The organism is Micromonospora humidisoli (genome assembly GCF_016900955.1).
GTDB classification, from domain to species: domain Bacteria; phylum Actinomycetota; class Actinomycetes; order Mycobacteriales; family Micromonosporaceae; genus Micromonospora; species Micromonospora wenchangensis.
This window is the reverse complement of the sequence record NZ_JAFEUO010000001.1, coordinates 807,814-828,085: the sequence shown is the minus strand read 5'-3', so window position 1 is coordinate 828,085 and position 20,272 is coordinate 807,814. Positions and strand designations below refer to the sequence as shown.

18 protein-coding genes are annotated in these 20,272 nt (G+C 73.4%); 2 read left to right on the top strand and 16 right to left on the bottom strand.

Annotation, left to right across the window (positions count from 1 at the left end):
- Nucleotides 1–57 precede the first annotated feature (57 nt).
- From dapB to rimP, 16 genes are all read right to left on the bottom strand, one after another.
- Nucleotides 58–825: a 4-hydroxy-tetrahydrodipicolinate reductase gene (dapB, locus tag JQN84_RS03640; RefSeq protein ID WP_204956938.1), complete on the bottom strand. Its 768-nt coding sequence runs from the start codon at nt 823–825 to the stop codon at nt 58–60.
- A 169-nt stretch (nt 826–994) separates the two neighbouring features.
- The gene (locus JQN84_RS03635; RefSeq protein WP_204957319.1) at nt 995–2,365 is read right to left on the bottom strand and encodes a M16 family metallopeptidase; all 1,371 of its coding nucleotides are present in this window, start codon (nt 2,363–2,365) and stop codon (nt 995–997) included.
- A gap of 119 nt (nt 2,366–2,484) precedes the next feature.
- Complete coding sequence (locus tag JQN84_RS03630) at nt 2,485–4,860, bottom strand: polyribonucleotide nucleotidyltransferase (RefSeq protein WP_204956937.1); 2,376 nt, start codon at nt 4,858–4,860, stop codon at nt 2,485–2,487.
- Nucleotides 4,861–5,082: 222 nt separating this feature from the next.
- Complete coding sequence (gene rpsO / locus JQN84_RS03625) at nt 5,083–5,352, bottom strand: 30S ribosomal protein S15 (protein WP_067302624.1); 270 nt, start codon at nt 5,350–5,352, stop codon at nt 5,083–5,085.
- Between the two features lie 218 nt (nt 5,353–5,570).
- Nucleotides 5,571–6,497: a bifunctional riboflavin kinase/FAD synthetase gene (locus tag JQN84_RS03620; RefSeq protein ID WP_204956936.1), complete on the bottom strand. Its 927-nt coding sequence runs from the start codon at nt 6,495–6,497 to the stop codon at nt 5,571–5,573.
- Between the two features lie 111 nt (nt 6,498–6,608).
- Nucleotides 6,609–7,493, bottom strand: a complete 885-nt coding sequence (truB, locus tag JQN84_RS03615; RefSeq protein ID WP_204956935.1) for a tRNA pseudouridine(55) synthase TruB — start codon at nt 7,491–7,493, stop codon at nt 6,609–6,611.
- Between the two features lie 296 nt (nt 7,494–7,789).
- Nucleotides 7,790–9,121: an MATE family efflux transporter gene (locus JQN84_RS03610; protein ID WP_204956934.1), complete on the bottom strand. Its 1,332-nt coding sequence runs from the start codon at nt 9,119–9,121 to the stop codon at nt 7,790–7,792.
- Nucleotides 9,122–10,932: 1,811 nt separating this feature from the next.
- Complete coding sequence (locus JQN84_RS03605; protein ID WP_204957318.1) at nt 10,933–11,142, bottom strand: DUF6186 family protein; 210 nt, start codon at nt 11,140–11,142, stop codon at nt 10,933–10,935.
- Nucleotides 11,142–11,549 carry a hypothetical protein gene (locus tag JQN84_RS03600; RefSeq protein ID WP_204956933.1) on the bottom strand — a complete coding sequence of 136 codons (408 nt, stop codon included), beginning with the start codon at nt 11,547–11,549 and terminating at the stop codon, nt 11,142–11,144. The genes JQN84_RS03605 and JQN84_RS03600 overlap by 1 nt, the downstream gene beginning before the upstream one ends.
- Nucleotides 11,550–11,568: 19 nt before the next feature.
- A complete protein-coding gene (locus JQN84_RS03595) occupies nt 11,569–12,669 on the bottom strand; it encodes a DHH family phosphoesterase (RefSeq protein ID WP_204956932.1) in 1,101 nt (366 codons plus the stop codon).
- A complete protein-coding gene (rbfA, locus tag JQN84_RS03590; RefSeq protein ID WP_204956931.1) occupies nt 12,666–13,142 on the bottom strand; it encodes a 30S ribosome-binding factor RbfA in 477 nt (158 codons plus the stop codon). The genes JQN84_RS03595 and rbfA overlap by 4 nt, the downstream gene beginning before the upstream one ends.
- Nucleotides 13,143–13,579: 437 nt before the next feature.
- Nucleotides 13,580–13,873 (bottom strand): DUF503 domain-containing protein, encoded by a 294-nt coding sequence (locus JQN84_RS03585; RefSeq protein ID WP_204956930.1) that lies wholly within the window; start codon nt 13,871–13,873, stop codon nt 13,580–13,582.
- Nucleotides 13,874–13,963: 90 nt separating this feature from the next.
- Nucleotides 13,964–16,966 (bottom strand): translation initiation factor IF-2, encoded by a 3,003-nt coding sequence (gene infB, locus JQN84_RS03580; protein ID WP_204956929.1) that lies wholly within the window; start codon nt 16,964–16,966, stop codon nt 13,964–13,966.
- Nucleotides 16,967–17,059: 93 nt separating this feature from the next.
- On the bottom strand, nt 17,060–17,392 hold the full coding sequence (locus tag JQN84_RS03575; protein WP_204956928.1) for a YlxR family protein: 333 nt from the start codon (nt 17,390–17,392) through the stop codon (nt 17,060–17,062).
- A gap of 16 nt (nt 17,393–17,408) precedes the next feature.
- Nucleotides 17,409–18,452 (bottom strand): transcription termination factor NusA, encoded by a 1,044-nt coding sequence (gene nusA, locus JQN84_RS03570; protein WP_204956927.1) that lies wholly within the window; start codon nt 18,450–18,452, stop codon nt 17,409–17,411.
- Complete coding sequence (gene rimP, locus JQN84_RS03565; RefSeq protein WP_204956926.1) at nt 18,449–19,123, bottom strand: ribosome maturation factor RimP; 675 nt, start codon at nt 19,121–19,123, stop codon at nt 18,449–18,451. Before rimP ends, nusA begins: the two co-directional genes overlap by 4 nt.
- 172 nt (nt 19,124–19,295) lie before the next feature.
- Between rimP and JQN84_RS03560 the strand changes: the two genes are divergently transcribed.
- The gene (locus JQN84_RS03560) at nt 19,296–19,802 is read left to right on the top strand and encodes a hypothetical protein (RefSeq protein ID WP_372445886.1); all 507 of its coding nucleotides are present in this window, start codon (nt 19,296–19,298) and stop codon (nt 19,800–19,802) included.
- Entirely contained in the window at nt 19,799–20,248 is a 450-nt protein-coding gene (locus JQN84_RS03555) for a ferritin-like domain-containing protein (protein ID WP_204956925.1), read from the top strand. The genes JQN84_RS03560 and JQN84_RS03555 overlap by 4 nt, the downstream gene beginning before the upstream one ends.
- Nucleotides 20,249–20,272 lie beyond the last annotated feature (24 nt).

Sequence of the window (20,272 nt, the reverse complement as noted above, 5' to 3'; positions counted from 1 at the left end):
TGTCGAGGCGACACCGACCGCCGGCCCCTCGGCCGGGCGGGGCGAGTCGGGCAGGGCTCAGTCGAGCAGGGCGTCCAGGCCGACGGTCAGGCCCGGCCGCTGCCGGACCGCCCGCACGGCCAGCAGCACCCCGGGCATGAACGACACCCGGTCGTACGAGTCGTGCCGGATGGTCAGCGTCTCGCCGAGGGTGCCGAACAGCACCTCCTGGTGGGCGAGCAGGCCGGTGGCGCGGACCGCGTGCACGCGTACCCCGTCGATGTCGGCGCCCCGCGCGCCGGGCACCTCGTCCTTGGTCGCGTCGGGGGCGGGGCCGAGGCCGGCCTCGGCGCGGGCCTGCGCGACCAGCCGGGCGGTGTGGGTGGCGGTGCCGCTCGGCGCGTCGAGCTTGCGCGGGTGGTGCTGCTCGATGATCTCCACGGACTCGAAGTGCCGGGCCGCGCGGGCGGCGAACTGCATCATCAGCACCGCGCCGATGCCGAAGTTGGGGGCGATCACCACCCCGACGTCGGGCCGGGCGGCGAGCCAGCCGCGCACCTGCTCCAGCCGCTGCCCGGTGAAGCCGGTGGTGCCGACCACCGCGTGCACGCCCTGGTCGATGCACCAGCGCAGATTGTCCATGACCACGTCCGGGGTGGTGAAGTCGACGACCACCTCGGCGGAGGCGGCGGCGGACAGCTCGTCACCCTGGTCGACGGCGGCCACCAGCGCCAGGTCGTCGGCCCCGTCGACCGCCCGGCACACCTCGGCACCCATCCGGCCCCGGGCCCCCAGCACGCCGACCCGGACCGCCCCGCCCGGAACCTTCTCCTGCTCGTCAGTCACGCGGCACAACCTATCCCAATCGGGACGCGGGCCACCGCCGGACCACCACCGTCCCACCGGCCGGTCCCGGCACGCGCTCCGGACCCGTATCGCGGGTCGCCGCGCACCCCGGACACCGACGGGTCGACCGCCGCCCGGACGGCCCGGCGGAGGGTGGTGGGTGGCGGGCTCAGCCGGCGAAGTCGTGCTCGCCGAACGGGCCGACCACCGCCAGCGACATCGGCCGGCCCAGCAGCTCGGCGGCCAGGGTGTTCACGTCGGCCACGGTCACCGCGTCGACCCGGGCCAGCAACTCGTCCACCGGCATCAGATCGCCGTAGAGCAGCTCGCCCTTGGCCAGCCGGCTCATCCGGGACCCGGTGTCCTCCAGGCCCAGCACGAACGAGCCCTTGCTCATCCCCTTGCCCCGGGCCACCTCCGCCTCGGTGAGCCCGTCGGCGGCCACCCGGGCCAGTTCGGCGCGGGTCAGCTGGAGCACCTCGTCGACCTTGCCCGGCGCGCAGCCGGCATAGACGGCGAACAGGCCGCTGTCGGCGTACTGGCTGGCGTAGGAGTAGACCGAGTAGGCCAGGCCACGCCGCTCGCGGATCTCCTGGAACAGCCGGCTGGACATGCCGCCGCCGAGGACGTTGTTCAGCACCCCGAGGGCGAACCGCCGCTCGTCGACCCGGTCGATGCCGGGGCAGCCGAGGATGACGTGCGCCTGCTCGGTCTCCTTCGGCTCGACCAGGACGGCGGCCGGCTTCGTGCGTACCGCCGGGGTGTTGCGTCGGGGCGTGCCCGGCGCGGCCGGGTCGGTGTCCAGCGGGGTGCCGCGCAGCGCCTGGCGGACCAGCCGGACCACGGCGGCGTGGTCGAGGTTGCCGGCGGCGGCGATCACGATCTGCGGCGCGGTGTAGCGGCGACGGTAGAAGCTCTGGATCTGCCGGCGGGTCATCGGGGTGACCGTCTCCTCGGTACCGGAGATCAACCGGCCGAGGGGGTGGTCACCGTAGACGGCGCGGGCGAACAGGTCGTGCACCTCGTCGCCGGGCTCGTCGTCGTGCATGGCGATCTCTTCGAGGATGACCCCGCGTTCGGTCTCCACGTCGGCCGGTTCCAGCAGCGAGTCGGCGACCGCGTCGCACATCACGTCGATGGCCAGCGGCAGGTCCTCGTCGAGCACCCGCGCGTAGTAGCAGGTGTATTCCTTGGTGGTGAAGGCGTTGGTCTCGCCACCCACCGCCTCGATCTCGGCGGAGATCTCCAGTGCGGTGCGCTTGTGGGTGCCCTTGAACAGCAGGTGTTCCAGGAAGTGCGCGGCACCGGCCTGCGGGCCCGTCTCGTCCCGCGAGCCGACGGTGACCCAGATGCCGAACGAGACGCTGCGCATCGTCGGGATCGCCTCGGTGAGCACCCGCAGCCCGCTCGGCAGCACGGTCCGCCGCACGGTGCCGCCCAACGGGTCGTCACTGATCGTGCGGGTGACCGCCCGGGACGCCGCACCGGCGCGGCCGGCCTGCCCGGCGGTGGCGTGCCGGACGACGCCGGGCGACGCCACCGGCCGTCGAGCCGGGGGGAACGGCGAACGGCTCACGCAGACCTGCTCTCGGTGCGACGAGGGGTGGAGGGAACACACCGGCCGGGTGACGACGACGTCGTCACCCGGCCGGTCACTGCTCAGCTGTGCCGGGTACGCCGACGCGGACGCTCGCCGCCGTCGCCACCCTCGCCGCCACCCGGGCCACGCTCGCCGCGCTCCGGGGCACGACCGCCCCGGTCGCCACCCCGGTCACCGCGGTCACGCGGACCCCGGTCACCGCCCCGGCCGGCCGGCCGGTCGCCACCGGCGGCCTCTCCGGCGGCCGGCGCCTCGGCGCCCTCCGGCCGGACCTTGTCCAGGTAGATCTTGCCGCGGGCGTCGATGTCCGCGATCTCCACCTCGACCTTGTCGCCGACGTTGAGGAAGTCCTCGACCCGCTCGACCCGCTTGCCGTCGCCCACCTTGGAGATGTGCAGCAGGCCGTCGCGGCCGGGCAGCAGCGAGATGAACGCGCCGAACGCGGCGGTCTTGACCACCGTGCCGAGGAACCGCTCGCCGGCCTTGGGCAGGGTCGGGTTGGCGATCCCGTTGATCCGGTCCACGGCGGCCTGCGCCGACGGGCCGTTGGTCGCGCCGACGTAGATCGTGCCGTCGTCCTCGATGGAGATCTCGGCACCGGTCTCGTCCTGGATGGCGTTGATGGTCTGCCCCTTCGGGCCGATCACCATGCCGATCTTGTCCACCGGGATCTTGACGGTGGTGACCCGGGGCGCGTAGTCCGACATCTCGGCCGGGGCCTCGATCGCCGCCTGCATCACCCCGAGGATCGTCTGCCGGGCCTCGTTCGCCTGCTGGAGCGCGGCGGCGAGCACGTCCGACGGGATGCCGTTGAGCTTGGTGTCGAGCTGGAGCGCGGTGACGAACTCCGGCGTACCGGCGACCTTGAAGTCCATGTCACCGAACGCGTCCTCGGCACCGAGGATGTCGGTCAGCGTCACGTACTGGGTCTTGCCGTCGACCTCGTCGGAGATCAGGCCCATCGCGATGCCGGCCACCGGCGCCTTGAGCGGCACACCTGCCGACAGCAGCGCCAGCGTCGAGGCGCAGACCGACCCCATCGAGGTCGAGCCGTTGGAGCCGAGCGCCTCGGACACCTGCCGGATGGCGTACGGGAACTCCTCGCGCGACGGCAGCACCGGCAGCAACGCCCGCTCGGCCAGCGCGCCGTGGCCGATCTCCCGCCGCTTCGGCGAGCCGACCCGGCCGGTCTCCCCGGTCGAGTACGGCGGGAAGTTGTAGTTGTGCATGTAACGCTTGCGGTTCTCCGGGGAGAGGGTGTCCACCATCTGCTCCATGCGCAGCATGTTCAGCGTGGTGACGCCCAGGATCTGGGTCTCGCCCCGCTCGAACAGCGCGGAACCGTGCACCCGGGGCAGTACGCCGACCTCGGCGGTCAGCGGCCGGATGTCGCGCGGCCCCCGGCCGTCGATGCGAACCTGCTCGCGCAGCACCCGGTTGCGGACCTCGGACTTGGTCAGCGACCGGAAGGCGGCGGAGAGTTCCTTCTCCCGGCCCTCGAAGCGGGCCGTCAGTTCCTCGGCGACCCTGGCCTTGACCCGGTCCAGGGCCTCCTCGCGGTCGGCCTTGCCGGCGATCTGGAGCGCCTCGGCCACCTCGGCGCGGACCAGCTCGGCCACCGCCTGGTAGACGTCGTCCTGATAGTCGAGGAAGACCGGGAACTCGGTGACCGGCTTCGCGGCCACCTCGGCCAGTTCGCTCTGCGCGCGGCACAGCTCGCGGATGGCCGGCTTGGCGGCCTCCAGGCCGCTGGCGACGATCTCCTCGGTCGGGGCGGTCGCGCCGGCCGCGATCAGGGTGACCGCGTGCGGGGTCGCCTCGGCCTCGACCATCATGATCGCGACGTCGCCGTCGTCGAGGGCCCGGCCGGCCACCACCATGTCGAAGGTGGCCCGCGCCAGCTCCTCCAGGGTCGGGAAGGCCACCCACTGACCGTCGACGTGGGCCACCCGGGTCGCCCCGATCGGGCCGGAGAACGGCAGGCCGGACAGCTTCGTCGACATCGAGGCCGCGTTGATGGCGACCACGTCGTACGGGTGCTGCGGGTCGAGCGCGAGGACGGTCTCGACGACCTGGACCTCGTTGCGCAGGCCCTTGACGAACGACGGGCGCAGCGGCCGGTCGATCAGCCGGCAGGTGAGGATCGCGTCCTCGCTGGGCCGGCCCTCGCGGCGGAAGAACGAGCCGGGGATGCGGCCCGCGGCGTACATCCGCTCCTCGACGTCGACGGTCAGCGGGAAGAAGTCGAACTGCTCCTTCGGGTGCTTGCCGGCGGTGGTGGCGGAGAGGACGACCGTCTCGCCGAGCTGGGCGATGACGGAGCCGGCGGCCTGGCGGGCCAGCCGGCCGGTGGAGAAGGTGATCTCACGGGTGCCGAAGGACCCGTTGTCGATCACGGCGGTGCGGGATTCGGTGCCGAGGTTGGTCTCGGTCATGTGCGGCGGTACTCCTTCGCGTCGTGGGCCCACGACACCGGAGCTGCTCAGACGGCCGGTCTTCGATCGAAGCGCCCGGGTGGCCGGCATGTTGCCGGGATGCCCGGGGGCCACTACCGGAGACCGGTACGCTGACCGGCTCCCTCTCGGGTGGTCGCGCGGCCCTCTTCTTCTGGTGGTGCGCGGAACGGGGGAGCGGCAGATGGCCGCTCCCCCGTCACGTCATCGGCGCAGGCCGAGCCGCTCGATCAGCGACCGGTAGCGGTTGATGTCCTTCTTCTGGACGTAGTTGAGCAGCCGACGGCGCCGACCGACCAGCAGCAGCAGCCCACGGCGGCTGTGGTGGTCGTGCTTGTGCACCTTCAGGTGCTCGGTCAGCTCCGCGATCCGCTTGGTGAGGACCGCCACCTGGACCTCCGGCGAACCGGTGTCGCCCTCGGCGGTCGCGTACTCCGAGCGGATCTTGGCCTTGGCTTCCTGGTCGAGCGCCATGTTCTCCCTGTTTCGGTGGGTTGACAACTGGTGTCCGTCGTTCGGGTCCGAACGGACCGGGGACGGACGAACCTCGCACCCGCGGCGTCGTGCAGGCACGCGAGGCCCCGCGTCGGTCATCCGACGTCACCGCCACACTACCAGCCCGTCGCGGAACCGCCCGGTCAAGGCCCGCGCGGCGGGCGTCGGCGGCCCGCCGACCCCGCCCGCCGGGCCGGTCAGCCGACCGCCACCCGGGTCCGCGCGACGTCCTCGGCCATCTGCACCAGCAGCGGTTCGATCGCGTCGTACCGGATCTGGCCACGCAGGTGGGCGGCGAAGTCGAGGGCGACCTGCTCGCCGTACAGATCGCCCGCGAAGTCCAGCACGTGCGCCTCGACCCGGCGCTCCCGGCCGGCGAACGTCGGATTGGTGCCGATCGAGATGGCCGCCGGCAGCCGCTCGATGCCCCCGCGCACCAGCCAGCCGGCGTACACCCCGTCGGCGGGCACCGCCGCGTGCGGCGGGCAGCGCAGGTTGGCGGTGGGGAAACCCAGCTCCCGGCCGCGCTGGTCGCCCAGCACCACCACCCCTTCCAGCCGGTGCGGCCGGCCGAGCACGACGGTCGCCGCCGCCACGTCCCCGGCCTCGATCCGGGCCCGGACGTACGTCGAGGAGAAGACCGTGCCGTCGGCGGCGACCAGCGGGGCGTTCTCCACCCCGAAGCCGAAGGTCCCACCGAGCTGTTCGAGCAGCGCCACGTTCCCGGCGGCCCGGTGCCCGAACCGGAAGTTGTCCCCCACCACGACCAGCGCCGCGTGCAGGTGCTCGACCAGGATGTCGTGCACGAACGCCTCGGCCGGCAGCCGGGACAGCTCGGCGGTGAACGGCACCACACACAGCACGTCGACCCCGAGCGCCTCGATCAGCTCCGCCTTGCGGGTGGGCTCGGTGAGCACGGCCGGGTGCGCGCCGGGGCGGACCACCTCGGCCGGATGCGGGTCGAAGGTCACCACCACCGACCGTACGCCCAGCTCACGGGCCCGCGCCACGGCGTGCCCGATGGTCGCCTGGTGCCCCCGGTGCACACCGTCGAAGACGCCGATGGTGACGACCGACCGCCCCCAGTCACCGGGCGTCGCCTCGTACCCCCGCCACCGCTGCATGCCGCTCCTTTCCTGCTCCGCCGCTGACCGGCTCACACCCGTACCACCCGCCGCCGGTCGTCCCGGCCGTCGTTGCCCACCCCGTCCCCACCGCGCCGGCCGGCGGCCCGGTCAGGCCGGGGCGAGCACGATCTCCGCGCGGGCCCGGCCGTCCCGCTCGCTGACGATAGCGATCAGGCCACCGTCCGGTCCGAAGACGGCGTACGGTCCGGCGATGCCCACCGGGTCCAGCGGGCCGCCGTGGGAGAGCACCTTCGCTTCGTCGGCGCTGGCCTGCCGACGGGAGAAGTACCTGTCGGCGGCCGTGTCGAGGGGCAGGGTGACCACCTCGGGCGCGCGCTGCTCCAGCGCCGCGAGGGTCGCCGACTCGGCCAGGGTGAAACTGCCCACAGCGGTCCGCCGCAGCGCGGTGAGGTGCCCGCCGACGCCGAGCGCCAGGCCCGCGTCCCGGGCCAGCGCCCGGATGTACGTCCCCGACGAGCAGTCGACGTCGATGTCCACGTCGACCACGTCCGGGGTGTCCCGGCGGATCGCCGACACGTCGAGCCGGGAGACGGTGACCCGCCGGGCGGGCAGCTCGACCTGCTCGCCGTCCCGGACCCGCTTGTACGCCCGCTCCCCATTGATCTTGATGGCGCTGACCGCGCTGGGCACCTGGTCGATCTCGCCGGTCAACGGCACGAACGCGGCCCGGATCGCGGCGTCGGTCAACGCACCGGCCGGCGTGGTCCCGATCACGTCGCCCTCGGCGTCGTCGGTGACCGTGGACTGGCCGAGCCGGACCGTCGCGGTGTAGCTCTTGCCCGCCCCGATCACGTACGTCAGCAGCCGGGTGGCCCGGCCGACCCCGATCACCAGCACCCCCGTCGCCATCGGGTCGAGGGTGCCGCCGTGCCCGACCCGGCGGGTACGGGCCAACCGGCGGATGCGCGCCACCACGTCGTGCGACGTCATGCCGCCGGGCTTGTCGACCACGATCAGACCGTCACCGTTCACGACCGCCAAGCCTGCCAGACGGGTCCATCCCGCCCGCCACCGCACGGCACCATGCCGTGCCACCCCGCAGACGCCTCGTCGGTCGTCAGGAGCGGCATGACCACACCGCCCCCACCCGGGCACCGTGCCCGGGTCGGACTCCCCGAGTGGATGCGTCACCGTCGTACCCTCGGCCGGCGGTTGTCCGAGCTGGTCGGGGCCGGACCGCGCGCCGGCGGACCGCACCGGCCCCGACGGGCGACGTCCACGACGGGAGCTGGCCGGCCGGAGAACCGTCACCGGTCGCCGCGCGTCGGTCAGCGCACCGCGCCGACCACCGCCCACCTGCCGGACCGCAGTCGCAGCAGCACGCCGACGAGCCGGATCACCACGAGCAGGGTGAGGCCGGCCCAGATGCCGCCCAGACCGAGGTCGAACGCGTGGGAGAGCCAGATCGCCGGCAGGAAGCCGCCGACCGCCGCGACCACGGTCAGGTTGCGCAGGTAGCGGATGTCGCCGGCACCGATGAGCACACCGTCGAGGGCGAACACCACCCCGGCGAACGGTTGCATCGCCACGAACCAGGGCCACGCCACCATCGCCTGCCCGCGTACCTCGGGATCCGAGCTGAACAGGGACGGCACGACGCCGGCCCCGGCGGCGATCAGCACCGCGAAGGCCACCCCGCACACCCCGCCGAGCAGGGCGAACCGGCGGGCCAGGGCGCGCGCCCCGGCGGCGTCGCCGGCACCCAGTGTCGCGCCGATCAACGCCTGCGCGGCGATCGCCAACGCGTCGAGCAGCAATGCGGTGAAGAACCACAGTTGCAGCGCGATCTGGTGGGCCCCCACGGCGGCGGCGCCGAACCGGGCGGCGACGGCGGTGGCGGACAGGAAGCTGGCCTGGAAGGCGAGCCCCCGGATCAGCAGGTCCCGGCTGAGCACCAACTGCTGGCGGATCAGCGCCGGCCGGGGCCGCACGCCCACCCGCTCCCGGAGCAGCGCCCCGACGAAGAGGGCACCCGAGACGGTCTGGGCGATCGCGTTGGCCACCGCCGAGCCGGTCACCCCGAGCCCGGCGGGGTAGACCAGCAGGGGGCAGAGCAGTGCGGAGAGCAGGTTCGGCCCGAGCACGAACAGCAGCGGGCGGCGGGTGTCCTGGATGCCGCGCAGCCAGCCGTTGCCGGCGGCGGCCAGCAGCAGGCCGGGCGCGCCCAGGGCCGCGATCCGCAGCCACTGCCCGGCGGTGTCGGCCACCTCGCCACCACCACCGGCGAGGGTACGCGCCAGCGCGTCACCGCCGACCTGCATGCCGACGGCCACCAGCACGCCCACCCCGAACGCCAACCAGGACGCCTGGACGCCCTCGGCCAGCGCCGCAGCCCGGTCACCGGCACCGAACCGGCGGGCCGCCCGCCCCGTGATGCCGTACGCCAGCACGGTGCCGAGCCAGGCGGTGAGCGTCAACACCGTGCCGCCGACGGCGAGCGCGGCCAGCGGGACCCGGCCCAGGTGCCCCACGACGGCGGTGTCGACCAGCACGTAGAGCGGTTCGGCCGCGAGCACCACCAGGGCGGGCAGGGCGAGCGCGGCGATCCGGCGCGGCGAGGCGAGCGCGGTGGCGGTGGCGGTGGCGGTGGACTGGCTCATCGCCGCCGATCCTGGCATGCCTGCGGTAAGGAACGCAAGCGTCAGCATCACTTACCGAACGGCGTCGACGGAAACGACCCGGCGACGCACGCGACCGTAGGGGCCGGGCATCCGGGTGATGGAGTGGGTGAGGCGGAATGTCTGGGCCGGGCGGATTCAGCGGGGGGCGGGATTGCGGGGCATGGTTTGCCCGGCGTCCCCGGCTCGGCGTGCCCGGCCCGGCGTGCCCGGCCCGGCGTCCCTGGCCTGGCGTCCCTGGCCTGGCGTCCCTGGCCTGGCGTCCCTGGCCCGAACGGCGGGGTTCGACCGGCGTGGACCGAGCCGGCGCGGCTCACGTGGACCGAGCCGGGCGCGACTGACATGGGCCGAGCTGGCGGAGGCGGCGCGGCCCGGAGGCGACGGGGGGTGCCCCGGCCGGTCGGCCCGACGGAGGCAACGGGGGGGGTGCCCCGGTCGGTCGCCCCGACGGACGCGACGGGGGTGCCCCGGCCGGCGCGGCCCGGCGGATGCGGGCCAACGGGCGGCCCGGCTCTGGCCAGGACCCGACCGGCCGGCTGATGGGACGGTTTCGGTCACCGCGGGGTGCACCGACCGATCGAGTGATCTTTGGATGTCGTCCCATCATTGCGGTCGGACGCGGCCTGAGCCGGGCGACCCTGGACACCGCATGGTGGAGCCGGTCGAACACGGTTCGGCCGGGTGGGTTGAACAGTCTGGCCCTGCTGGGGCACCGGTCGCGGCCAGAGTCGGGCCCTGGCCATGGTGGAGCCGAGCGCAACCGGAGCCGGGCCGAGGGCCGGGAGGGGATGGAGCTGAGCGCAGCCGGTGTTGGACCGGCCCGTACCCGGCTGACGCCAGGGTCGGGACGATCCGGAGTCGGCGCTACGGCCGAGCCGGACCGCACCTGGGCCGGGGTGGAGCCGGGCCACACCGGGACCCCGACCCGGGGCTGAGCCGGGTGGGACGAACGGCACCGGGCCTAGCGGAACCGAGCACGACCACCGGGCCGGGCTGAGTCACGACTCAGCCGGGCGGCGGGGTCACCGGTGGTGGGGCAGGGTCACTGACGGGTGTCCATCGAGGTCTGCAACGCGCGGCGCATCTGCTCGCGGGCCTCGTCGGTGGTCTCGGTCTTGGGCTTGGTCGCCATGGCGGTGTGTCCTTCCAGGGTGCGGACCACTGAACAGGTGGCCCGGACGGGCGGTCCTGCTGAGCGCCGGGAAGGCAGCCCGGGATCACCGGAGCGGCTCGCCTGGCAGCGTGAGCCCGGGTCGGTCAGACCCTGGAGGGAGGCGGCACCGGGTGTGGCACCACCGCCCGCGACCTGCGTCACGGCGTGACGTCGGCCTCTCCCAAGTTAACGTTTACTTTCCAAATAGTGCCCACTCTTCCCGTCATCTGGACGAGCCTGGCGAGCACCCCGGGAGCACCCCGACCCGACCGACGCGGCACGAACACCCGCACCGCGCAGGAACCGGACTCCGCCGGAGCCCCCGTGACCCGTCCGATCGAGCAGGACACGCCGACCACGGAACGGCACCGCCGAACCGGCCCGACCCCGACCGAAGACGAGCCTCAATCGGGTCGAACCCGCACGAGGTGTGCGACCGGGCAGCTCGAACCCGGCAGAACCGGGCCGGGCGGACGCACCGCACGAGGGAGGAAAGGCCGGCCCGGACCAACCACCTGACACCGGGCCGAACCCGCCGGCCAGACCCGAGCCCCAGCCGAACAGGTAGCACCGGGCCCGGACCCCTAGCCGCCGCTCCTGCCCGGCCCGCAGCGGCCGGGACCCGCCGGGAGGTAGGCGGTCAGCGGGCCAGGAAGTGCCAGCCCAGCCACCACCAGAACCCGAACACGCCGATCCGTCCGACCGGCACCGGCCCGACCTCGTACCGCATCACGTAGGCACAGATGTCGCCCAGGGAGGGGATCCGGGAACCCGCCCGGCGGGCCGCCCACTCGACGACCGCGAAAAGCACCAACGAAGCGAGGAAGCCACTGATGGCGAGGGTCCGCATCATCGCCGTACCAGCCCCCAGAACGCGGCCAGCCAGGCGAACCAGGCCGCTGAACGGACCAGGTCGTCCTCCAGCAGCGGATCGGCCAGGCGGGAGAACGTGGGGAACTCGTCGCCGACCGCCATGACGAAGGTGGCCCCTTCGAGCACCCCGAACAGTGCCGCCGGGAGCAGCCACCAGACGGCGCCCCGGCCCAGCCGACGCGGTGCCGGCCGACGCTGCACCCGGTTGCCGAGCCCGAGCCAGATCAGCGCACCGCCGGTTCCCAGCGTCCAGATGTTGGCCTGCGCCGAGAACGACGGGAACTGCCCACCGACCAGGGAGAGGCAGGCCAGCACCGGCACGGTGACCACCGGCCTGTCCCAGGCGCGGGAGACGTCCACGGTGATCTCGTGCGGCTGCTCCATCGTCCGATTCTCCCCGGGGTCACCGCGTGCGGGAAGACCGACACCCGTCGGCATCGGCGGGGCCACCGGTCAGCGCACCGGCCAACTCGGCCCTGATCAGGGCGATGACCTGCTCGGCGTCGCCCGATCCGGTGAAACCGGCGGCGAAGCGGTGGCCTCCGCCACCCAACGCCACCGCCACCGCGCTGACATCGACGGCACCCTTGCTGCGCATCGACACCGCCCATTCGACCGGCCCGACCTGCTTGAGCACACAGGCGACGTCCGCTTCCGCGGTGCAGCGGACCGAGTCGATCAGCGACTCCAGCACGTACGGCTGCTGGTCGTGCCGGGCCAGGTCGTCGAGGGTGGCGTCGGTCCAGACCAGGCCGTGACCGGCGGCGGCCTCCGGTTCGAGCCGGGCGCGGCCCAGCACCTCACCGAAGAGCCGGACCGCCCCGAACGGCCGGGTGTCGAAGACCTGACGGGAGATGTCACCGGGGTGCAGGCCGGTGGCAAGCAGCCGGGCGGCGAGCCGGTGCACCTCGGGAGTGGTGGCCGCGAACCGGAACGAGCCGGTGTCGGTGGTCAGCGCGACGTAGAGACCCGTCGCGATGTCGGCGTCCAGCGGCACGTCGAGCCGGGAGAGCAACTGCTCGGCGACGACCGAGGTCGCCGCCGCCACCGGGTCGACCAGGCATACCGCACCGAAACCGGTGTTCGAGGCGTGGTGGTCGAGGACGATCGAGGTGCCGGCGGTGTCGAGCCGGTCGACCAGGTCACCGAGCCGCGACTCGCTCGCGGCGTCGAAGCAGACCACCAGGTCCGGGTCCGGGTACGCCTCCGCCGCCGGCACCAGCAGGTCGAGGCCCGGCAGCCAACGGAACGGCTCCGGCACCTCGGGCGGCCCCGGGAAGGTGGCCTGCAACCGGTGGACGCCGAGCCGGCGCAGCCCGAGCCCGAAGCCGAGCATGCTGCCCAGCGCGTCGCCGTCCGGGTTGACGTGACAGATCAGCAGCACCCGGGCGTCGGCCGACAGGCCACGTACCGCCGCGACAGCGGCAGCCCAGTCATCCTCGCCGGGGCCCGCGGACGGTGACCCGGTACGGAGCTCGTCGGCCGTGCCCGGGGCGGCCGTCACCGCCGGTCCGTCGCGGACGTGTCGGTGCTGACGTCGTCGTCCGCCTCGTCGTCCTCGTCGTCGACCCGGTACGGCTGGGCGTCGCCCGCGTACTTGGCCTGGGCGGCCAGCCGCTGCACCTCGGCGTCGGCGTGCCGGGCCTGGGCGAGCAGGTCGTCGATCTGCTTGACCTGGTCCTGCACGTCGTCGAGGACGAAGGTCAGCGAGGGCGAGTGACGCAGCCCGAGGGCCTTGCCGACGGTGCTGCGCAGCATGCCCTTGGCACTCTCCAGCGCGGCGGCGGTGCTGGCCTGGGCCGCCGCGTCACCGAGGACGGTGTAGAAGACGGTGGCGTCGCGCAGGTCGGCGGTGATCCGGGCGTCGGTGATGGTGATCATCCCGAGCCGGGGGTCCTTGATCTGGCTCCGCACCACCGAGGCGACCAGTTCGCGAATCCGCTCGGCGTGCCGGCGAACCTTGGCCGGATCAGTCATGTCCCCCACCTCCAGGGCGTTCCTTCCGCGGCCGGAACGGCGACGCGGACGTCGCCGGGACCAACCACCCAACACCTCGAACACTACCCGCGCGCCACCCCCACCCGCCCGCCCCCACCCCGCCCCACTCCCGCCCCACTCCCCGCCCCGCCCAACCCGCCCCGCCCAACCCGCCCCGGTGATCAAGAGGTTTGCGTCAACTGATCAAGAGGTTTGCGTCAACCTGAAGATCAAAGCTGACGCAAAGCTCTTGATCACCGTCGAGGCTGACGCAAACCTCTTGATCAACGAGGGCAGGCGAGCTCAACGAGGGCCCAGGGGTGAACGAGGAGCTGTGGGGTCAACGAAGACACTCGGGGTCCACGAGGGCAGGCGGGCGCCAGCGGGGGGCCGGTGGGGAGGGTGTACGGGATCAGCGGGGCCGGCGGGGAGGGTGGTCAGTCTTCGGGGGTGTGGAGGTGGCGGCGGACGGAGAGGAGGTCGACCTCGGGGCGGGCGGCGACCAGCCGTTCGCAGGAGTCGAGCACGTCGCGGACGTGGGTCGCCTCGGCGGCCACCACGGCCACCCCGATCTCGGCCCGACCGTGCAGGTCGAGCGCGCCCACCTCGGCGGCCGACACCTCGAACCGGCGCAGCGCCGCCACGATGGGCCGGACGTAGGAGCGCTTCGCCTTGAGCGAGCGGGAGTCACCCGGCAGGAGCAGGTCGAAGAGTGCGGTTCCGGTATACATCGCCACGGACGTTACGGAACCGGCCCGGACATGCTCAAGGGGTTTACGCCGGATGGCGTAAACCCCTTGAGCACTGTTGTCAGCCTCGGATCAGGCGCGCGGCTTCTCCCGCATCTCGAAGGTTTCGATGGTGTCGCCGACCTGGACGTTGTTGAAACCGCCCAGAGTCAGACCACACTCGAAGCCTTCGCGGACCTCCGTCGCGTCGTCCTTGAACCGCTTGAGCGAGCTGATCGTGAGGTTGTCCGCCACGACCGCCCCGTCCCGCAGCAGCCGCGCCTTGGCGTTGCGGCGGATGATGCCGGACCGGACGATGCAACCGGAGATGTTGCCGATCTTGGACGAGCGGAAGACGTCGCGGATCTCCGCGGTGCCCAGCTCGACCTCCTCGTACTCCGGCTTGAGCAGCCCCTTGAGCGCGGCGTCGATCTCCTCGATGGCCTGGTAGATGACGGTGTAGTACCGGATCTCCACGCCCTCGCGGTCGGCGATCTCGCGGACCTTGTTGGCGGCCCGCACGTTGAAGCCGATGATCGTGACCGCCTCGGACGAGGCGCTCGCGAGCATGACGTCACTCTCGGTGATCGCACCCACACCCCGGTGGATGATCCTGAGCTGGACCTCCTCGGGGATGTCGAGGTTGAACAGCGCGTCCTCGAGGGCCTCCACGGAACCGGAGACGTCGCCCTTGAGCACCAGGTTGAGCGAGGTCTTCTCGCCCTCCTTGAGCTGCTCCATGAGCGTTTCGAGGGTGGCCCGGCCACGGGAGTTGGCGAAGGACGCCGCCCGCCGTCGTGCCTGTCGCTGCTCGGCGATCTGCCGCACCGTGCGGTCGTCCTCGGCGGCCAGGAAGGTGTCACCCGCACCCGGCACCGCGGTCAGACCGAGCACCAGGACCGGACGGGCCGGACCGGCCTCGGCGACCTGGTTGCCGTTCTCGTCGAGCATGGCGCGGACCCGGCCGTGGGCCCCACCGGCGACGATCGAGTCGCCCGCCCGCAGGGTGCCCTTCTGCACCAGCACCGTCGCCACCGCACCACGACCCTTGTCCAGGTGCGCCTCGATGGCCACACCCTGCGCCGGCCCGTCGATCGGAGCGGTCAGCTCCAGCGACGCGTCGGCGGTCAGCAGGACCGCCTCCAGCAGCTCGTCGATGCCGATGCCCGGCTTGGCCGCCACGTTGACGAACATGGTGTCGCCGCCGTACTCCTCGGCGACCAGGCCGTACTCGGTCAGCTGCTGGCGGACCTTGTCGGGGTTCGCCTCCGGCTTGTCGACCTTGTTGACCGCGACCACGATCGGCACCTCGGCCGCCTTGGCGTGGTTGAGCGCCTCGATCGTCTGCGGCATGACGCCGTCGTCGGCCGCCACCACCAGCACCACGATGTCGGTGACCTGGGCACCACGGGCACGCATGGCGGTGAACGCCTCGTGACCCGGGGTGTCGATGAAGGTCACCGCGCGGTCCTCGCCCTCGTGCGGGACGTGGACCTGGTAGGCGCCGATGTGCTGGGTGATGCCACCCGCCTCGCCGGCCACCACGTTCGCCTTACGGATCGCGTCGAGCAGCTTGGTCTTACCGTGGTCGACGTGACCCATGACGGTCACCACCGGCGCACGGCTGACCAGGCGGTCCTCCGCGACCTCGGCGTCGAGGTCGATGTTGAACTGCGCGAGCAGCTCGCGGTCCTCGTCCTCCGGGCTGACGATCTGCACGTCGAAACCGAGGTGCTCACCGAGCAGCAGCAGGGTCTCGTCAGAGCAGGACTGGGTCGCGGTGACCATCTCGCCCAGGTTGAACATCTCCTGGACCAGCGAACCCGGGTTGGCGTTGATCTTGTCGGCGAAGTCCGACAGCGAGGCGCCACGGGAGAGCCTGACGACCTGACCCTGACCCCGGGGCGCACCCGAGCTCATGGTCGGGGCCGACAGGTTGTCGAACTCCTGTCTGCGCTGCTTCTTGGACTTGCGGCCACGGGTCGGCCGGCCACCCGGACGCCCGAAGGCACCCGCGGCACCGCCGCCACGGCCACGACCGCCACCACCGGGACGACCACCGCCACCGGCCGGGGCACCCGGACGGAAACCACCGCCGGGAGCGCCACCGCCGCCACCGGGGCCACCACGGTAGCCACCGCCGCCGGCGCCACCGCCGCCACCGGGACCGCCACGGAAGCCACCGCCACCGCCGCCGCCACCGGGACGGAAGCCACCGCCACCGCCACCGGGACGACCGGCACCGCCGCCGGGGCCACCACGACCGCCACCGGGACCGCCGGGGCGACCGGTGGTGGGCCGCTGGCTCGGCATCGAGGCCGGGCTGGGCCGCGGGGGCATCGACGCCGGACTCGGCCGCGGGGGCATGCCGGCCGGGCTCGGCCGGGGACCGCCGCCGCCGGCCGCCGGGGGCCGCTGCTGCTGGCCACCCTGGATACCGAACGGGTTGTTACCGGCACCGCGCGCCGGCGGACGACCACCGGGACGGGCACCGGGGCCCGCCGGGGGACCACCGGGCCGGCCAGCGGCCGGGGTGCCCGGACGCGGCGGTACGGCGTTGGGGCCGGGACGCGGACCCGGACGCGGGCCACCCTCGGTGGGCGGCTCCCGCCGGACGTTGTCCCGCTGCTGCTGCCGGGCGGCCTGGGCGGCCTTGACCGCGGCCTCCTGCTCGGCCTTCAACGCGGCGGCGCGCGCCTCGGCGGCGGCCACCTCGATGTCGTGTGCGCTCGCCGGCTTGGCGACCGGGGTCACCGGCTGCGGCGGGCCGGGGACCGGGCCCTTGGGCTTCGGTCCAGGGGTCGGCGCGGCCGGCCGCCGGGGCGGCATCGGTCGGGCCGAGACCCGGGGGGCACCCGGGGTCGGGGGCGGCGTCGGGGTCGGTGCCGGGCTCGGGGCCGCCGCCGGAGCGGACGGTGCCGACGAACCACCGGCGGACGCGACGAATGCGCCACGCAGGCGTCGGGCGACGGGCGCCTCGACGGTGCTGGACGCGGACTTAACGAACTCGCCCATTTCCTTCAGCTTGGCGAGCACTGTCTTGCTTTCGACCCCGAGCTCCTTAGCAAGCTCGTGTACGCGGGCCTTACCTGCCACTGCACTCCTCACTCCGAGGTCGTGCGGGCAGCACCCGCAGCGACCTCACTCGTGCACTTGAAGCCTGGTCATTTCAGGGACTTCATCGTGTGCTCATGTCGGTCGTCCTACCTTGCTAGCGACCCTCGCCCGATCGGGTTGACCGGACGTAGTGGTTGACGCATCGACGTGCTCCGCGACGGCACCGTGATCGGGGACCCCGGTGAGTCGCAGCGCCCGCCCGAAGGCGCGACGCCGCACCGCCAGCGCGAAGCAGGCCGGATCCGGGTGCATGTTCGCTCCCCGACCCGGCAGACTGCGGCTCGGATCAGGCCGGAGACTGTGACCATCCTCGTCACCGACCGCGACGATCCGCAGCAGTTCGCTGGCCGGCGCACGTTTCCGGCAACCCACACAGGTGCGCTCCGGATGCGCGCGTCGTACCACTGGAAGAAGTCTACCCCTAGCCGCCCGAGATCGCTCCGCCCGGCTCCGGGACGTGCTCGCCGCCGCCCCGACCGCCGGTGCCCGGCTGCTCCGCGTCGGACCGGATGTCGATCCGCCAACCGGTCAACCGGGCGGCAAGTCGGGCATTCTGCCCCTCCCGGCCGATCGCCAGGGAGAGCTGGAAGTCCGGGACGGTCACCCGGGCCGTACGGGTGGCCAGGTCGACCACCTCGACCCGCAGCGCCTTGGCCGGCGAGAGCGCGTTGCCGACGAAGGTCGCCGGGTCGTCCGACCAGTCGATGATGTCGATCTTCTCGCCGTGCAGCTCGCTCATCACCGCGCGGACCCGCTGGCCCATCGGCCCGATGCAGGCGCCCTTGGCGTTCACGCCCTGCACGGTGGACCGGACGGCGATCTTGGTGCGGTGACCTGCCTCACGGGCGATCGCCCCGATCTCCACGGTGCCGTCGGCGATCTCCGGCACCTCCAGCGCGAAGAGCTTCTTCACCAGCGCCGGGTGCGAGCGGGACAGGGTGATCTGCGGCCCACGCATCCCCTTGGTCACGTGCACCACCACGCAGCGGATCCGCTCGCCGTGGGTGTACCGCTCGCCGGGCACCTGCTCGGACTGCGGCAGCACGCCCTCCAGCTTGCCCAGGTCGACGCTGACGATGCCCTTCTCGCTGCGCGCCTCGTGCGCCTGCACCACGCCGGTGACCAGGTCGCCGTCGCGGCCGACGTACTCGCCGAAGTGCACCTCGTCGGTGGCCTCCCGCAGCCGCTGGAGGATCACCTGCTTGGCGGTCATCGCCGCGATCCGGCCGAAGTCGTGCGGGGTGTCGTCCCACTCCCGTACCACGCTGCCGTCGTCGTCCAGCTCCTGGGCGTAGACCAGGGCGGCGCCGTTCTTGCGGTCGATCTCCACCCGGGCGTACGACTCGGCGCCGTCGGTGTGCCGGTAGGCGGTCAGCAACGCGGTCTCGATCGCCGCGAGGATCGTGTCGAACGGGATCTCCCGCTCGCGCTCCAGTGCGCGCAGCGCCGCGAGGTCGATGTTCACCTCTCCTCGTCCTCCACATCATCGTCGTCATCTTCGTCGGTGTCGTCGCCGACCTCGTCGATCTCGTCCGCCTCGTCGATCTCGTCGAGGCGGTGGAACTCGACCTGCACCCGGCCGGGGCCCAGCTCGGCGTACCGGTGCTCCACCGGACCGGATTCGGTCTCCAGCACCACGCGCTCGTCGTCGGCCGCCACCACCCGACCGGTGACCTGCCGGTCCACGGCGGGCTCCCCGGCCCGGACGGTCACCTTGACCAGTCGGCCGGCGTTGCGCCGCCAGTGCCGGGGCAGGGTCAGCGGGCGGTCCACCCCGGGGGAGCTGACCTCCAACTGGTACTCCCCCGCCACGATGTCCCCGCCGGACTCCTCGGCCGCGTCCAGCGCCGCCGAGACCGCCCGGGAGACGACCGCGACCGCGTCCAGGTTGATCCCGCCGTCGGCGTCCACGATCACCCGGACCACGTGCCGGCGGCCGGCCCGGGAGACCGAGACGTCCTCCAGGTCGTAGCCCGCCCCGGCGACCACCGGCTCGATCACCGCGCGCAACCGGTCACGACGGGCGGCCAGGTCACCCCGGGATGCGCCGGCACGGTCGCCGCCCCGGGGACCGTCGGTGCGGCGGGAGCGTCCCGCCGGCGCCGTCGGCCTGGTGGCACGGCCACGCTGCGTCATCTGGGCACCCTTCTCCTGGTCGGCGGCGGTCGTCGGACCGGCACGCCGGGACGCCACCGGGGCGGCAGCGCCGGTGGCTGCGCAGAGCGTAACGCGCCGTCGGTACGGCGGCCCCGGCGGCGCACCGACGGCGGTCGCCCGGCGGACGGCGGGGATGGTGTTGACTTGTCCGGTGGCCACGGGCAGAACAACGACGCACCACGACGGAACGGGGCAGTCCCGGCGTACCGTGCTGCGGGCCGGCGCGCTCCTGGCGGCCGGCGTCGCCGCCGTACCGCTGACCGGGTGCGGTCTCCTCGACCGCGACGACCCGCCCCCGCCGCCCGACCCGCTGGAACCCCTCGCGGCCGAGGCCCGGTCGCTGGCCGACCGGCACCGGGCCGCGATCGCCGCCGACGCGGGGCTCGCCGCCCGGCTCACCCCGATCGCCGACGCCCACACCGCGCACGCCGACGAGCTGCGTCGGGTGATCGGCCGCCCCGAACCCTCCGCCGCGGCGTCGCCGGACCCGTCTCCCGCCGGGGGTGACCGGGCCGCCGTGCTGGCCGCGTTGCGCTCGGCCGAGCAGCAGGGCCGGGACAACGCGGCGAAGGCGTGCGCCGACGCGCCGGGCGACCGGGCCGCGCTGCTCGGCGCGATCGCCGCCGCCCGCGCCACCCACCTGGAGGCGCTGAAGTGAACCGCTCCACCGCCCCCGCCACGCCTGGCGACGCGCTCGCCGGGGCGTTGACCGCCGAGTACGCCGCGATCTACGCCTACGGCCCGATCGGGGTGCACCTCACCGACGCCGACCGGCGGGCGGCCCGCGCCGCCGAGGCGGCCCACCGGTCCCGGCGTGACGCGCTGGTGCTCCAGCTCAGCTCCGCCGGGGGGACGGTCCCGGCCGACCAGGCCGGCTACGCCCTGCCGTTCCCGGTCACCGACCGGGCCACCGCGCTGCGGCTGGCCGTGCAGGTGGAGGAGCGCACCGGGGCGTTCTGGCGGGCGGCGCTGCCGGTGACCACCGGCGCGGACCGCACCCGGGCGCTCAACGCGCTGACCGACTGCGCGGTACGGGCCACCCGGTGGCGGCGCAGCGCGGGCCTGACCCCACTGACCGTCCCGTTCCCCGGCAGTCCCACCTGACCCCCACCGGCCGTACCCTGCGGT

What these genes read in the sequence shown, in the direction of transcription:
- JQN84_RS03630 (WP_204956937.1), bottom strand. Translation starts at nt 4,860, where the DNA reads ATGACCGAGACCAACCTCGGCACCGAATCCCGCACCGCCGTGATCGAC.
- rpsO (WP_067302624.1), bottom strand. Translation starts at nt 5,352, where the DNA reads ATGGCGCTCGACCAGGAAGCCAAGGCCAAGATCCGCTCGGAGTACGCG.
- JQN84_RS03620 (WP_204956936.1), bottom strand. Translation starts at nt 6,497, where the DNA reads ATGCAGCGGTGGCGGGGGTACGAGGCGACGCCCGGTGACTGGGGGCGG.
- JQN84_RS03610 (WP_204956934.1), bottom strand. Translation starts at nt 9,121, where the DNA reads ATGAGCCAGTCCACCGCCACCGCCACCGCCACCGCGCTCGCCTCGCCG.
- JQN84_RS03605 (WP_204957318.1), bottom strand. Translation starts at nt 11,142, where the DNA reads ATGCGGACCCTCGCCATCAGTGGCTTCCTCGCTTCGTTGGTGCTTTTC.
- JQN84_RS03600 (WP_204956933.1), bottom strand. Translation starts at nt 11,549, where the DNA reads ATGGAGCAGCCGCACGAGATCACCGTGGACGTCTCCCGCGCCTGGGAC.
- rbfA (WP_204956931.1), bottom strand. Translation starts at nt 13,142, where the DNA reads ATGACTGATCCGGCCAAGGTTCGCCGGCACGCCGAGCGGATTCGCGAA.
- JQN84_RS03585 (WP_204956930.1), bottom strand. Translation starts at nt 13,873, where the DNA reads ATGTATACCGGAACCGCACTCTTCGACCTGCTCCTGCCGGGTGACTCC.
- rimP (WP_204956926.1), bottom strand. Translation starts at nt 19,123, where the DNA reads ATGACGCAGCGTGGCCGTGCCACCAGGCCGACGGCGCCGGCGGGACGC.